This is a genomic window from Enterobacteriaceae bacterium Kacie_13, from assembly GCA_013457415.1.
Lineage (GTDB): Bacteria > Pseudomonadota > Gammaproteobacteria > Enterobacterales > Enterobacteriaceae > Rahnella.
This window is the reverse complement of sequence record CP045665.1, coordinates 3,692,477-3,706,097: the sequence shown is the minus strand read 5'-3', so window position 1 is coordinate 3,706,097 and position 13,621 is coordinate 3,692,477. Positions and strand designations below refer to the sequence as shown.

Annotated in this window: 13 protein-coding genes and 3 tRNA genes; 7 read left to right on the top strand and 9 right to left on the bottom strand. The window is 52.3% G+C overall.

All coding sequences use genetic code 11. The annotated features are described in order from the left end of the window. Positions 1-81: 81 nt before the first annotated feature. The 3 genes from GE278_16925 to GE278_16915 form a co-directional block, all read right to left on the bottom strand. Positions 82-158 (bottom strand) — tRNA-Met (locus GE278_16925). Positions 159-229: 71 nt separating this feature from the next. Next, positions 230-306, bottom strand: a tRNA-Met gene (locus GE278_16920). A gap of 71 nt (positions 307-377) precedes the next feature. Further along, positions 378-454, bottom strand: a tRNA-Met gene (locus GE278_16915). Between the two features lie 222 nt (positions 455-676). Between GE278_16915 and mltA the strand changes: the two genes are divergently transcribed. Both mltA and tcdA read left to right on the top strand, forming a co-directional pair. Beyond that, on the top strand, positions 677-1,789 hold the full coding sequence (gene mltA / locus GE278_16910; protein ID QLK62349.1) for a murein transglycosylase A: 1,113 nt from the start codon (positions 677-679) through the stop codon (positions 1,787-1,789). A 30-nt stretch (positions 1,790-1,819) separates the two neighbouring features. After that, complete coding sequence (gene tcdA / locus GE278_16905; protein QLK62348.1) at positions 1,820-2,635, top strand: tRNA cyclic N6-threonylcarbamoyladenosine(37) synthase TcdA; 816 nt, start codon at positions 1,820-1,822, stop codon at positions 2,633-2,635. Here the strand turns inward: tcdA and csdE are convergent. Continuing rightward, positions 2,623-3,057, bottom strand: coding sequence for a cysteine desulfurase sulfur acceptor subunit CsdE (csdE, locus tag GE278_16900; GenBank protein QLK62347.1), 435 nt, complete (start codon positions 3,055-3,057; stop codon positions 2,623-2,625). The two genes, tcdA and csdE, sit on opposite strands and share 13 nt — an antisense overlap. 33 nt (positions 3,058-3,090) lie before the next feature. Then, positions 3,091-4,296, bottom strand: a complete 1,206-nt coding sequence (csdA, locus tag GE278_16895; GenBank protein ID QLK62346.1) for a cysteine desulfurase CsdA — start codon at positions 4,294-4,296, stop codon at positions 3,091-3,093. Between the two features lie 189 nt (positions 4,297-4,485). Between csdA and GE278_16890 the strand changes: the two genes are divergently transcribed. The 4 genes from GE278_16890 to rlmM all read left to right on the top strand — a co-directional run bounded on the left by GE278_16890 (position 4,486) and on the right by rlmM (position 7,667). Next, positions 4,486-4,707: a YgdI/YgdR family lipoprotein gene (locus GE278_16890; GenBank protein ID QLK62345.1), complete on the top strand. Its 222-nt coding sequence runs from the start codon at positions 4,486-4,488 to the stop codon at positions 4,705-4,707. Positions 4,708-5,157: 450 nt separating this feature from the next. Then, on the top strand, positions 5,158-6,078 hold the full coding sequence (gene gcvA, locus GE278_16885; GenBank protein ID QLK62344.1) for a transcriptional regulator GcvA: 921 nt from the start codon (positions 5,158-5,160) through the stop codon (positions 6,076-6,078). A gap of 94 nt (positions 6,079-6,172) precedes the next feature. After that, positions 6,173-6,568: a DUF423 domain-containing protein gene (locus GE278_16880; GenBank protein QLK62343.1), complete on the top strand. Its 396-nt coding sequence runs from the start codon at positions 6,173-6,175 to the stop codon at positions 6,566-6,568. Continuing rightward, positions 6,561-7,667, top strand: coding sequence for a 23S rRNA (cytidine(2498)-2'-O)-methyltransferase RlmM (gene rlmM / locus GE278_16875; GenBank protein ID QLK62342.1), 1,107 nt, complete (start codon positions 6,561-6,563; stop codon positions 7,665-7,667). Before GE278_16880 ends, rlmM begins: the two co-directional genes overlap by 8 nt. A 93-nt stretch (positions 7,668-7,760) precedes the next feature. On the opposite strand, the gene xni is transcribed toward rlmM, so the two are convergent. The 3 genes from xni to queF all read right to left on the bottom strand — a co-directional run bounded on the left by xni (position 7,761) and on the right by queF (position 11,050). Continuing rightward, complete coding sequence (xni, locus tag GE278_16870) at positions 7,761-8,513, bottom strand: flap endonuclease Xni (GenBank protein ID QLK62341.1); 753 nt, start codon at positions 8,511-8,513, stop codon at positions 7,761-7,763. An 84-nt stretch (positions 8,514-8,597) separates the two neighbouring features. Continuing rightward, positions 8,598-9,962, bottom strand: coding sequence for a DUF3412 domain-containing protein (locus GE278_16865; GenBank protein QLK62340.1), 1,365 nt, complete (start codon positions 9,960-9,962; stop codon positions 8,598-8,600). Positions 9,963-10,204: 242 nt separating this feature from the next. After that, positions 10,205-11,050, bottom strand: a complete 846-nt coding sequence (gene queF / locus GE278_16860; GenBank protein QLK62339.1) for an NADPH-dependent 7-cyano-7-deazaguanine reductase QueF — start codon at positions 11,048-11,050, stop codon at positions 10,205-10,207. A gap of 79 nt (positions 11,051-11,129) precedes the next feature. Between queF and GE278_16855 the strand changes: the two genes are divergently transcribed. Further along, positions 11,130-11,681: a SecY-interacting protein gene (locus GE278_16855; GenBank protein QLK62338.1), complete on the top strand. Its 552-nt coding sequence runs from the start codon at positions 11,130-11,132 to the stop codon at positions 11,679-11,681. Positions 11,682-12,340: 659 nt separating this feature from the next. Here GE278_16855 and GE278_16850 read toward each other — a convergent pair. Beyond that, entirely contained in the window at positions 12,341-13,579 is a 1,239-nt protein-coding gene (locus GE278_16850; protein ID QLK62337.1) for an MFS transporter, read from the bottom strand. Positions 13,580-13,621: the final 42 nt, after the last annotated feature.

Sequence of the window (13,621 nt, the reverse complement as noted above, 5' to 3'; positions counted from 1 at the left end):
GGGGACAGGATTCTGTAGCCAAAATTCAGAAACAAAAAAACACCCACTAGGGTGCCTGATGTTTACTGATTTTTTAGTAGTTGGTTGCGGGGGCCGGATTTGAACCGACGACCTTCGGGTTATGAGCCCGACGAGCTACCAGGCTGCTCCACCCCGCGTCCGTCACTACTTTGTACTCTTTACTTCTTTACATTATTCTAACTCAGCGCATAAAGCATAAGTCCAGAATTGGTTGCGGGGGCCGGATTTGAACCGACGACCTTCGGGTTATGAGCCCGACGAGCTACCAGGCTGCTCCACCCCGCGTCCGTAGCACTTCTTATTTCTTTACTTCATCGTTCAACTGAATCGGGCATTTTATTGCCTGCGAATCGAATTGGTTGCGGGGGCCGGATTTGAACCGACGACCTTCGGGTTATGAGCCCGACGAGCTACCAGGCTGCTCCACCCCGCGTCCGATGGAGGCGAACTATACTCCCCATGAGATTTCGCGCAACCCTTTATTTGAATTTATTCAAATAAAGCACTTAGTTGCTGGCTTTTTACACACATCGTTGCTGTTTTAATCCCAATTTGGCTGAGGGCACTTTTTTCGACCAGGGCAATTCCTTTCTGATAGGCCGTTTGTTATCGTTTCGCCTGTCATTTCCCCTGAAAGTAAGAGAGCGCGGTAATAATGAAAGGACGTTGGAGTAAATATCTGCTAGGTGGTTTGGTGATTGCGGTGCTTGCAGGTTGTTCCTCGCGCCCGACCGACCGCGGTCAGCAGTATAAGGATGGGCGGCTGGAAAATGCGCTTGAATACGTCAATGAGCCGAATGCGACAGGCAAACCTGTCAATGCCCTGGATTACTCCAATCAGGTCGCCGCCGTACAAATTGCCTCTTCTTCCTTATATGGCAGAAACAATCCGACGTTTCAGGCCGTTCAGCAATGGCTCCGTTCAGGTGCAGATACCCGCAATCTTAGCCAGTACGGTATCAGCGCCTATCAGATGGAAGGTGCCGATAACTTTGGTAACGTCCAGCTGACCGGCTATTACACACCGGTGGTGCAGGCGCGTTATACCCGTCAGGGCGAATTTCAGTATCCGCTGTATCGCATGCCGCCAAAACGCGGCCGTCTGCCGGATCGCGCTTCCATTTATTCCGGCGCATTGAGCGAAAATTACGTCGTGGCCTGGACCAACTCCCTGATGGATAACTTCATGATGGAAGTGCAGGGCAGCGGTTATGTGGATTACGGTGATGGACGTCCTTATATGTTCTTTGGCTATGCGGGCAAAAATGGCCACGCTTACCGCAGCATTGGTAAAGTGCTTATCGACCGTGGAGAGGTAGCGCGCGAGAATATGTCTATGCAGGCGATCCGTCAGTGGGCTGATACGCACAGCGCCGCAGAAGTGCGCGAGCTGCTGGAGCAAAACCCATCGTTCGTTTTCTTTAAGCCCGAACCTTTCGCACCTGTACGCGGTGCCAGCGGCGTTCCGTTGATTGCCAAAGCGTCCGTAGCATCTGATCGGTCGCTCATCCCGGCAGGAACCACTTTGCTGGCCGAAGTACCGGAGTTGAACGATAAAGGGAAGTTCACTGGTAAATATCACATGCGTCTGATGGTGGCGCTGGACGTCGGTGGCGCAATTAAAGGACAACATTTCGATATGTATCAGGGAATTGGTACGGATGCCGGACATGCTGCTGGATTTTATAACCACTATGGCCGCGTCTGGGTGTTAAAATCAGCGCCAAATGGCAAACCGCTGTTCACCGCGTATGCCCAGCCAAATTAAGTTTTCGACACGTACTGAGGTTAGAAGGTCATGACAGCAACATATTCCGACGCATACCAGCAACGCTTTGGCGGCACTGCACGTCTTTATGGTCAGCAGGCACTGGCGTTGTTTTCGCAGGCACATGTTTGCGTGATTGGTATCGGTGGAGTCGGTTCCTGGGCGGCTGAGGCGCTGGCCCGCACTGGCATTGGTGCGATCACGCTGATTGATATGGATGACGTATGCGTCACCAATACCAACCGGCAGATCCATGCGCTGCGCGAAAACGTCGGACAGGCGAAAACCGAAGTGATGGCTCAGCGAATTCTGGCGATTAACCCGGAATGCCAGGTGACCTGCATCGACGATTTTATTACGCCGGACAACGTCGTTGAGATGCTCAACCAGGGGTTCAGCTACGTCATTGATGCCATCGACAGCGTACGACCGAAAGCCGCGCTACTGGCCTATTGCCGCCGCTTTAAGATCCCCGTTGTCACCACCGGTGGTGCGGGCGGGCAAATCGATCCGACTCAGATCGCGGTTGTCGATCTGGCGAAAACGATTCAGGATCCGCTGGCGGCGAAGTTGCGTGAGCGTCTGAAAAACGATTTCAACGTGGTGAAAAACAGTAAAGGTAAACTGGGGATCGACTGCGTATTTTCCAGCGAACCGCTGATGTATCCGCAGGCTGACGGTTCTGTCTGTGCGTCACGCGCTACGGCGGAAGGGCCAAAGCGTATGGACTGTGCGTCAGGATTTGGTGCGGCGACGATGGTCACCGCCACTTTTGGTTTTGTCGCAGTATCCCACGTGCTTAAAAAGATGATGGCGAAACAGCAGCGTCAGGCTCAGGCAGCCTGACGGGCAAGATGTAATACGCCTTCTGCCAGCGCATGCAGTCCGCTGGCACGGCTTGTGCTTAGCTGTTCCCGCAGACCTAAAATATCAAACAACGCCAGCGGATCCCGGTTCAGGATCTCGTGTGACGTTTTGCCTTCTACCGCCGTCAGCAGCACGGCTAACAAACCTTTGACGATCCGCCCCTCGCTGTCGCCGTAGAAATGCAGGGTTCCGTTTTCCGATTTCTCTGCCCCCAGCCAGACCCGGTTTTCGCATCCCGACAGCTCGTTTTCTGGCACTTTCAATGACGCATCCAGCGGCGGCAGAGATTTTGCCAGCAGGATTAACTGACGATAGCGATCCTCCCACTGGCGAAATGCGGCAAATTTTTCCGTCAACGAGGCTTCGGTGATCTCATGTCCAAAAGGGTGTGGCGTGTGCATCGTATTCCTCAAAAAACGTGTTTCTCAGATAAATTAATCGGCTAACAGGCTAAGGGCATAATTTACCGCGTCGGTCAGGCGGGCGACGTCCTGCTCATTATTATAAGGCGCGAACGACGCACGTAATGTTCCGCTGATGCCCAATGCAGCCATCAGCGGCTGCGCACAATGTTGTCCGGCGCGCAGTGCGATACCTTGTTCCGCCAGTAATGTCACCAGATCGTTGTGATGCACATCGGCAATATCGAATGCCAGCAGCGATGCATTCTGAGCGCGAAAACTGCGAAACCCCTTAAGTTGCGAAAGCTGCTCTTCCGCCAACGATGCCAGATTTTGGGCATAGTGCTCAGCGGCGTTCAGATCTACTGTTTTAAGCCATTTCAGCGCAGCCGCCATGCCGATTACACCGGCGATATTCGGTGTGCCGGCTTCGAAACGGTGCGGCACCTCCTGAGGTGTAAAGTCAGACATCGATGCCTTGGTCAGCATTTTTCCGCCGCCGTGCCACGGATCCATGCTGTCGAGTAATGCGGATTTTCCGTATAGCACGCCGATACCGGTTGGGCCATACAGTTTGTGGCCGGAGAACGCATAGAAATCGACGTCAAGCTGCCGGACATCCGGCGGCGAATGTACGACGCCTTGTGCGCCATCCACCAGAACCGGCGTGCCGTTGGCGTGTGCAAGTTCAATCGCACGCGCAAGATCGGGCATTGCACCAGTGACGTTAGACATTTGCGTGATAGCCAGTAGCCGCGTGTGGGCATTCAGCAAGGCGGGGAGTGCGTTGATATCGGGTACACCGAACTTGTTCACCGGCAGTGTGATGACCTGCGCCTGACACTGTTCCGCCAGTATCAGCCACGGGATCAGGTTTGCGTGGTGCTCAGCCTGGCTGACAATAATTTCATCACCGGCCTGCAACCTCGGTCGCAAATAGCTTTGTGCCACCAGATTGATGGATTCCGTGGTGCCGCGTGTCCAGACGATATCGGCAGACCGTGGCGCATGGATCCATTCCGCCACCAGGGCGCGAGCTTGTTCGTACTCCTGCGTCAATGTTTGTGCGGCATGGTGCTGGCTGCGGTGAACCGTCGCGCCTTCCTGTGAATAGAAATTCACGGTTGCGTCGATAACCGCCTGTGGTTTCAGGGCGGTGGCGGCGCTGTCGAGATAGCACTGACCCTGCGAAAGCGCGGGGAAATGTTGACGAAAATCAGCGGCGTTAAAGTCAGTCATGCAAGATTAAATCCTTCGGCTTCTGGATAAAGAGTAGAAACTTTTCGTTTCTGCAAACCATCTATTCATTTTAGGAATGGTTACCTGGAAATATATCAGAGGTTTGTTATGCTGAATTACGAAGACTAGACGCATTACCCTGGGGGCTTCCCGGGAATTGAAAGCATTTTAATCTGCAAGGAGTCTACAATGAAAAAGATCGTCGCCGTAATTTCAGCCGCACTGCTGACCACTACACTTGCCGCCTGTTCGAGCAACTATGTTATGCACACCAACGATGGCCGTACTATCGTTGCTGAAGGCAAACCAAGCACCGACAGTGATACCGGTATGATCAGTTATACCGATGCGTATGGCAACAAGCAGCAGATCAATAAGTCTGAAGTGAAAGAGATGGCTGAAGGGAAATAATCCCCTGAGTGACACCACCTTCGGGTAACCTCACTGCGCCCCACGACAAAACCGGATACGTATGCGACGTAGCCGGTTTTGTCACATATGCAGGGAGTGATTTTGCCGGGATGACCGAAATCCGGACAAAAAAAAGCACCGCAAAATGCGGTGCTAAAAAATCACTTTGGACAGACAGGGTAATGTACAGGAAGTGAAAAGTTTGTAGCATTTAAGCTACGAGTCCGGATTGCCGGACAATTGCAAACACAACATCACAACCACAAGCCAAAAGTATTTCAGCATCCTCATACTAATCTACTTTTCGTTCCGGCTCAGGAAGTGGCGCCACTATAGGTTTTTGCCTGTACATCCTCAACGGACAAATTATAATGTCTCGGATTAAAAAAACTAATATCCAGAGCCACGGACAGGCGTCCCGCCGACCGGCACACGAGAAGTATTCTATCTATGTCAAAACGTTTACCCCCTCTTAATTCACTGCGGGTGTTTGACGCCGCAGCGCGCCACCTTAGTTTTACTAAAGCGGCAGATGAATTGTTCGTTACTCAGGCTGCCGTTAGCCACCAGATTAAGTCACTTGAGGACTTTTTGGGGCTAAAACTGTTTCGTCGCCGTAATCGCTCTTTGTTACTGACCGAAGAAGGGCAGAGCTATTATCTGGATATAAAAGAGATATTTTCCTCGCTCAATGAAGCGACGCGCAAACTTCAGGCACGGAGTGCAAAAGGTGCGCTGACGGTCAGTTTGCCGCCGAGCTTTGCGATTCAATGGCTGGTGCCAAGATTGTCTGGCTTTAACTCAGCTTATCCGGGCATCGATGTGCGGATTCAGGCCGTGGACCGTGAGGAGGACAAATTGTCTGACGACGTGGACGTGGCGATTTTCCACGGGCGTGGCAACTGGCCGGGCCTGCGCGCCGAACGTTTATATGCAGAGTATTTAATTCCCGTTTGTTCCCCGTCTTTGCTGATGGGCGATAATTTGCTGAAAGAACCTGCCGATCTCGGGCATCACACTTTGCTGCACGATGCGTCCCGCCGAGACTGGCTGGCATACACCAAACAGCTGGGGTTGCAACAGGTGAATGTTCAGCAGGGGCCGATTTTCAGCCACAGCGCGATGGTGGTGCAGGCCGCCGTTCACGGGCAGGGGGTTGCACTGGTGAATAACGTGATGGCACAGACCGAAATCGAAGCGGGTCGTCTGGTATGTCCGTTCAACGAGGTTTTAGTCAGTAAAAACGCTTTTTATCTGGTTTGTCATGACAGTCAGGCAGAACTGGGTAAAATAGCGGCCTTTCGCCAGTGGATCCTCGCACGTGCAGCCAGTGAGCAGGAAAAACTGCGCTTTCGGTTTGATCAGGCCTGAGGTCTGAATACCGGAAATCGATGTACATGAACGTACTGATGAAACTGATTATTAAAGGTTTTCATCATTAAACAACGATAACAGGTAACGTATAATGACCAGTCGTTCAATGCTGATTTTCGCCGCGATCAGCGGTTTTATCTACGTGGCGTTTGGTGCTTTCGGCGCGCATGTATTGAGTCAGTCGCTGGGAGAAGCCGAACTGGCCTGGATCCACACCGGCCTGACTTACCAAAGTATTCACACGCTGGCGGTGATGATTTTAGGCGTTGCGATGCAGCGTCAGCGTAATGTGTGGTTCTACTGGAGCAGCGCGTTTCTGGCGCTGGGAACCGTGTTATTCAGCGGCAGCCTTTATTGTCTGGCGCTGTCGCACCTCCGTTTATTTGCTTTTGTGACTCCGATTGGCGGTACCTTGTTTCTGGTCGGTTGGATTTTGATGTTGATCGGCGCACTGCGCCTGAAGAAAAAGGCCGAACGCCATGAATAAAGTTGCTCTCTACTGCCGTCAGGGTTTTGAGAAAGAATGCGCCGCAGAAATTACGGACAAAGCCGCGAAGATGGAAATCTTTGGTTTTGCCCGCGTAAAAGATAACAGCGGGTATGTGTTGTTTGAATGTTATCAGCCGGACGATGCTGACCGTATTGCCAAAGAACTGCCATTCCGCAGTCTGATCTTTGCCCGTCAGCTGATTGTGGTGGGCGAGTTGTTGAAAGACTTACCGCCGGAGGATCGCGTTTCACCGATCGTCGGCATGGTACAGAACGTCATCACAAACGGTGGTGAACTGCGCGTTGAAGTGCCTGATACCAATGAAAGCAAAGAACTGACCAAGTTCTGCCGCAAGTTGACGGTGCCGCTGCGCACCGCGATGCGTGAACGCCGTGTGCTGGGCAAACGTGAAAATCCGCTGCGCCCGGTCGTGCATGTCTTCTTTATTGCGTCAGGTTGCTGTTACGTCGGCTACTCCTACAGCAATAATAACTCTCCATATTATATGGGGATCCATCGTCTTAAATTCCCTTCTGAAGCGCCAAGCCGTTCTACGCTTAAGCTGGAAGAAGCGTTCCACGTTTTCATTCCTGCTGATGAGTGGGAAGAGCGTCTGGCGAGCGGGATGTATGCGACGGATCTGGGGGCATGCCCCGGTGGATGGACTTACCAACTGGTGCAGCGCAGCATGATGGTCACCGCGATTGATAACGGCCCGATGGCGCCAAGCCTGATGGATACCGGACAAGTTATTCACCTGCGTGAAGATGGCTTCCGCTACAAATCGACCAGCACTAAGAACTACTGGCTGGTGTGCGATATGGTAGAAAAACCGGCGAAAGTGGCCGCACTGATGTGCGACTGGCTGGTCAACGGCTGGTGTCGCGAAGCGATCTTCAACCTGAAATTACCCATGAAGAAGCGCTACGAAGAAGTGTCTAACATTCTTGCGCGTATTGATGAGCGCCTCAAAGAAAACGGCGTTAATGCTGAGATCTTTGCCAAGCAGCTTTATCATGACCGTGAGGAAGTGACAGTGCATATTCGTCGCTTTTGGTCAGCCATCGGCGGCCGTCGTGATGAACGCGATCATTGATGTTCATTGAGTGGATATTGATGTGACGTGAAATATGAAAAGGCGCTTTCTTCGGTAAGCGCCTTTTTCTTTGGCTGTTGGCATGTGTCGGGATTACGGCAGACGCAGTTGCTGCAAATTTCCGTCAAGGATAATATCGGTTTGCAGTGTGGAAACCCGTTTACAGACATAAGCCAGTTCACGATGCTCCTGCAATTTAGACTGCCACTTTTCCGGCACGCCGCTGAGATTGTCATACAACGCATCCATTGAACCGGCCTGCGTCAGCAAGGTCACAGCGGTTTTGGGGCCAATCCCCGGCACACCTGGGATTTTGCTGCTGCTGATCCCGGCTAGTCCCCAGTAATCGGTGAGCTGATGCGGCAGAACGCCAAAGGTTTCACGCACAAAAGGCATGTCCAGCCAGCGCTTCTGGAAGTAATCACGAATTTGTACGTTAGGGGCCAGCAGTTGGCAATAACCTTTGTCCGTCGAAACGATGGTCACCTGATGGCCGCCGGATGACACTTTGTCCGCCAGCGTGGCTGCTAAATCATCTGCTTCGTTGCCAGGGGAATGCCAGCAGGCGATCCCCTGAGCTTCAAACCCGGCTTTCAGGCTGGGCATTTCGGCGAAAAGGTTATCTGGCATCGGCGAGCGTCCGGCTTTGTAATCTGGCAGACACTGATGACGCCAGCTGTCGGCGCGATCGTCTTCATCGAACACCGCCACGGCATGCGTTGGCCGGGTATGTTGGATGAGTTGGCCAATCGCATTCTGACAGGTAGTCAGACAGGGCGAACCCTGCACCGCGTGAATACGGCGGATCAGGTTAAGGGCATCAATAATCAGCAGATGTATTGCCATCGGCAAACTCCATAATCTATTTTCCATAAAAATCAGGGCGACATCTCGTCGCCCTGAAGTCTGCATAAATGCGCACCTTCAACATCAGGCACAAATTTCATAGCAAGGAATGTACGCGCTGCCCGGCAATTTCATGCGGTGCTGTGCGACGAAGCCCTGCAACAGACTGTCCATTTTCTTCATTAACGCCGGATCGCCGTGCAACTTAAAGCGCCCGTGCTGTTCAATAGCGTGAATACCAAACTCTTTAACGTTACCGGCCACAATACCGGAGAAGGCGCGGCGCAGAGCGGCGGCCAGTTCCTGCGGCGGCTGGTTCGGATAAAGATTCAGGTTGGCCATGTTTTCATGGCTTGGCTCGAACGGATGTTGTAAGTCAGGCGCAATGCGAATCGACCAGTTAAAGCTGTATGCATCACCGCTATTGCGGCGGTTTTCTTTCACCAGCGGCATTGCGCGTTTCATCTGACGTGCAACTTCCGTCGGGTCATCAACAATGATGGTGTAGAACTTAGCGGCATCTTCGCCAAGCGTGGATTTAATGAAAGCATCGAGCACGTGGAAGTAATCTGCGCTCTCCTTCGGGCCGGTCAGGATCAGCGGTAATACCTGATCGCTGTTTTCCGGATCCATCAGAATGCCCAGCAGATACAGCAGTTCCTCCGCCGTACCGACACCGCCTGGGAAGATGATAATTCCGTGAGCAATACGAACAAACGCTTCCAGGCGCTTTTCGATATCCGGCATGATGATCAGTTCATTGACCAGCGGGTTTGGCGGTTCAGCAGCAATAATGGAAGGTTCAGTCATGCCGATGAAACGGCCTGCTTTGTAACGTTGCTGCGCGTGGCCTACGGCGGCACCTTTCATCGGTGCTTCCATCGCGCCAGGGCCGCAGCCGGTGCAGATGTTCAGTTCACGCAGGCCCAGCTGACTGCCGACGTTGCGGGCATATTGGTATTCCACCTCATTGATGGAGTGTCCGCCCCAGCAGACGACCATGTTCGGATCTTCATCCAGATGCAGTGCGCGGGCGTTGCGTAAAATGGAGAACACCATATTGGTGAGGTGCGCCGCATTGTCACTATTGAAGTTTTCAAAGCGGGGATTACTGGCGATTTGCGCATTAACGAACAGGATGTCTCGCAACACAGCGAAAAGATTTGCTTGTAATGAACGGATGATCCGTCCATCGACAAAGGCATCTTCAGGCGGATTGACCAGTTCGAGTTTCACGCCACGCTCGCGGCGCAGCACGTTAATATCAAAGCTTTCATAACGTTCGAGGAGTTCTTTACTGCTGTCGGTCTGACTGCCGCTGTTGAGGACGGCCAGTGAGCAATTTCGGAAAAGACGGTACAAGTCGCTGCTCGCGGTGCGCTTGAGCATGTCGACTTCCAACTGCGACAACAAATCCATGGAGCCCAACGGGCTGATATGTGTAATCAAAGTTGCTCCTTGACACCAATCGGTGCTGTGATTATTTCTGCTGCCTGGCGCTGTGCATGATTTTTTGGATCATGTTTTTTGCATCGCAAAGCGGAGGGCAAACAAAAATAATTATCTGTTAACAGAGAGGATGTACGGTGCAGGTTTGCCCGTCATCTCTCTCTGATTTAACAGTAACCTTGTCGTCAGGCTTTTACCAATACTCCCAGAGCGTTAGCGCAAAACTTGAGCAATGCCTCGCATTATTGCCTGACGAGTCTGGCGGTTGCAGGTCCAAACGGGAAGTTAGAGCGCCACGGATTGATATCCAGACCGCCGCGACGGGTGTAGCGGGCGTAAACGGCGAGTTTCTCAGGCTGGCAAAAACGCATGATATCGTTGAAAATTCGTTCGACGCACTGTTCGTGAAATTCGTTGTGATGACGGAATGACACCAGATAGCGCAGCAGGGCTTCGCGATCGATTTTTGGGCCACGGTACTGGATCTGCACCGAGCCCCAGTCTGGCTGGTGAGTGATCAGACAGTTGGATTTGAGCAGATGGCTGACCAGCGATTCTTCAACGATTTCATCGCCAGCGGCCTTTGCCAGATAGCGGGTATCGAATTCGTAGCTGTCGATTTCGATGTCCTGATCGTCAATACACTCCCCCGCGAAATGCCCGACCGGTGAGCCCTCTATTTCAGACAGGCGGCTCACAGTGACCTTCACATCGCCCTGCGCGCATGCGCTCAAATCGCGCGTCAGGGTTTCCTGTACGGCCTGCCAGTCAGGGAATACGGTCTGGTTAAAACTATTGAGGTAGAGCTTGAAGCTTTTGGATTCGATCAGATTTTGGCTATCCGCGTTCAGGCTGATTTCGCCGACGGCGACCTGCGGTAATCCTTTGGCATTGAGCCATGACAGTTCGTACAGCGTCCAGATGTCGGCGCCATGAAAAGGCAGGGTATCCGGGAACAGGCCCAGTGGTTCACGGTTCATACTGCGCGGAACGGCTTGTAATAAGGAAGCATCGTAGTGATCGACGTAAGCCGTGCTTTTGCCCAGCGTGAGTTGCGCCAGTGCGGGGTTATCCTGATAAGAGGACATGCTGTCACCTTGCTAAGAGATCGGTACAATAGAGAATAGTGACTAGTTTAACCCAGCCTTACCTGAAGATGAGAGAATTATGGAGTCTGAAGTTTCTGTAGCATTGCGTGAATTTACTCAGCGTTATGTCGATCTTTGGCAGCAAGAAACCGGCATGCCACCGTCGAGCGAGGCGTTGCTTGGCGTGGAATCCCCTTGTGTGGTGAAAACCGATGAAGACAAAGTGTTCTGGCTGACGCAGATTTTCAACCCTCAAGCCACGCTGGAAAATGTCGAGCGCGCGATGGAACTGCAGTTGCGCCCGGAAGCGCATCAGTTTTACACCACGCAATTTGCCGGCGATATGACGGCCGAATGGCAGGGCAACACAATGACGCTGCTGCAGGTCTGGAGTCCGGAAGATTTCACCCGCTTGCAGGAAAACCTGATTGGTCATCTGGTGACGCAGAAGCGCCTGAAGCTGACGCCGACGGTGTTTCTGGCGACGACCGATTCAGAGCTGGATTTGGTTTCGTTGTGTAATGTGACCGGTAAGGTGTTTCTGGAGCAGTTCGGCAGCAAAAAAAGAACGATACTCTCGCCATCGCTGTCAGAATTCCTTACAATGCTGACCGCTGTTCGCCCCGCCTGATCGTCGTTTCTGAAAGCATACTCCCCCAGAGCTCAAATGGCTCACACGCGTGTGAGAGATCTCTCACAAAGGTTGTAAGAGATCTCGCTAATTTGGCTTAGTTTTTCCCAGTTTGAAATGGTAAAATCATTTTAATTCAAACTGTTAACTATTATCTTCTTTCTCATCAGGCTTACATCCCTCTATTATGGCTTACAGCCTGTCTTGCCTGAGAGGCCGAAATCAACGATTCTAGTCGTGCAGAAAGGAAGCATGAAACAGAACATCAGGATGATGGCTGTTTCATAAAGCAGGGGACGACTCAGGGTGAGTCAGGACGGCATCGGATTATGCCAGGATGTTTCAGGACGAAACCAGGGACACCTCCAGGAAGGAGAAGAGAGCTCACAAAGGAAGCTGAGCGGGTCACAGATGACCAGGATGCGAGTCGGGATGACTTAGGATAAACCGTCAGGATGAAAGTTGGACGATGCAAAGGATAGCCGGTTAGGATAACCGCAGGAAAAGTTTTCAGGGATTGAGCAGGGAGCACTTAGGTAGCTGGATTGCTATAAAACGAACCGGGGGCACTGTGTAAACAGTGCCCCCAATTTTTTGTCTGAATCTAAGGTCTGATGCAATACACAAGAGCGCTCCGGCGTTCACCGAAGCGCACCTAATCAGCCGATAGCACCCAGCACGTCATCCTGACCCTGCTTTTTCGGCAACAGGAATAACGTCGCGAAGATATCCAGCAGGTAAATCGCGGCCAGTAGTGTAATGGCGGCAGTAAAGGAAACCTGAGCGACCAGCATTCCGATCACCAGTGGTCCAAAACCGCCCACGCCACGTCCCATGTTGAATAACAGATTTTGTGCCGTCGCTCTGATGCGTACCGGATAGAGATCGGAAATCAGCCCGCCGTAACCACCAATCATGCCGTTAACAAACATACCCATCACTGCGCCTGCGAACAGCATCAGCGTTGGATCGGAAAGCTGCGCGTAACACACCACCATTACTACCGCCCCGATCTGGTATATCAGGAATATTTTCCAGCGCGGGAAACGGTCAGACAAGACGCCAAACAACCAAATGCCGAAAGTCATGCCAATGACGGTAACTGCCGTCCATAAACCCGATTTAGTCAGTGAGAAGCCAAAGTTCTTCGACAGGTAGCTCGGCATCCAAATCATCAGGCCGTAATAACCAAAATTCTGCACAGAGCATAAAATGAAAATACCGAGGCTGGCTTTGCTGGTGGCTTTATCGCGGAATAGCAATTTGATGCGGCTGAACAGAGAATCGTCATTGTCGGTGGAAGCACTTTTCACGAACGCTTCTGGTTCGCCCATGGTGCGGCGGATCAGGAAGGACGCCAGTGCCGGTAACAGACCGACCAGGAACATACCGCGCCAGCCTATTATGTCGAGCAATAATGGTGTGAGGAAGGCGGCAAGTAACACACCGAGCTGCCAGCCCATGCCGACATAGGCAGACGCGCGGTTACGCTTTTCAGCTGGCCAGGCCTCAGCGATCAATGCCATGCCAATACCAAATTCACCGCCGAGCCCGATACCGGCCAGCGTGCGGTAAATCAATAAATCCCAGTAGCCCTGGGCGAAGGCGCATAAACCGGTAAACACGGAGAACATCAGTATGGTGAACGTGAGTACGCGGATACGGCCAAAACGATCGCTGATCGGGCCGAAAATTACGCCGCCGAGCACTGCCCCAATCAGCGTCCAGGTGACCAGTGAACCGCTTTGCGAGGAGCTCAGGCCGAATTCGCTGGAAATAGCCGGAAGCATGAAACCGAGAATGAGTAAGTCGAAGCCATCCATGGCATAGCCGGTCACGGAGGCCAGCATCGCTTTGGCGGGTGTTGCGTGTGCTTTTTGAGTGTGTTGAGCGGACATAGGTGCACATCTGTAAAGAAAAAAGTGGCGGTAGTTTGCCCG

Bases quoted from the DNA above. Each gene is read 5' to 3' on its own strand.
- tcdA (QLK62348.1), top strand. From the start codon at position 1,820: ATGACAGCAACATATTCCGACGCATACCAGCAACGCTTTGGCGGCACT.
- csdE (QLK62347.1), bottom strand. From the start codon at position 3,057: ATGCACACGCCACACCCTTTTGGACATGAGATCACCGAAGCCTCGTTG.
- mltA (QLK62349.1), top strand. From the start codon at position 677: ATGAAAGGACGTTGGAGTAAATATCTGCTAGGTGGTTTGGTGATTGCG.
- gcvA (QLK62344.1), top strand. From the start codon at position 5,158: ATGTCAAAACGTTTACCCCCTCTTAATTCACTGCGGGTGTTTGACGCC.
- xni (QLK62341.1), bottom strand. From the start codon at position 8,513: ATGGCAATACATCTGCTGATTATTGATGCCCTTAACCTGATCCGCCGT.
- GE278_16890 (QLK62345.1), top strand. From the start codon at position 4,486: ATGAAAAAGATCGTCGCCGTAATTTCAGCCGCACTGCTGACCACTACA.
- csdA (QLK62346.1), bottom strand. From the start codon at position 4,296: ATGACTGACTTTAACGCCGCTGATTTTCGTCAACATTTCCCCGCGCTT.
- GE278_16880 (QLK62343.1), top strand. From the start codon at position 6,173: ATGACCAGTCGTTCAATGCTGATTTTCGCCGCGATCAGCGGTTTTATC.
- GE278_16855 (QLK62338.1), top strand. From the start codon at position 11,130: ATGGAGTCTGAAGTTTCTGTAGCATTGCGTGAATTTACTCAGCGTTAT.
- rlmM (QLK62342.1), top strand. From the start codon at position 6,561: ATGAATAAAGTTGCTCTCTACTGCCGTCAGGGTTTTGAGAAAGAATGC.
- GE278_16850 (QLK62337.1), bottom strand. From the start codon at position 13,579: ATGTCCGCTCAACACACTCAAAAAGCACACGCAACACCCGCCAAAGCG.
- queF (QLK62339.1), bottom strand. From the start codon at position 11,050: ATGTCCTCTTATCAGGATAACCCCGCACTGGCGCAACTCACGCTGGGC.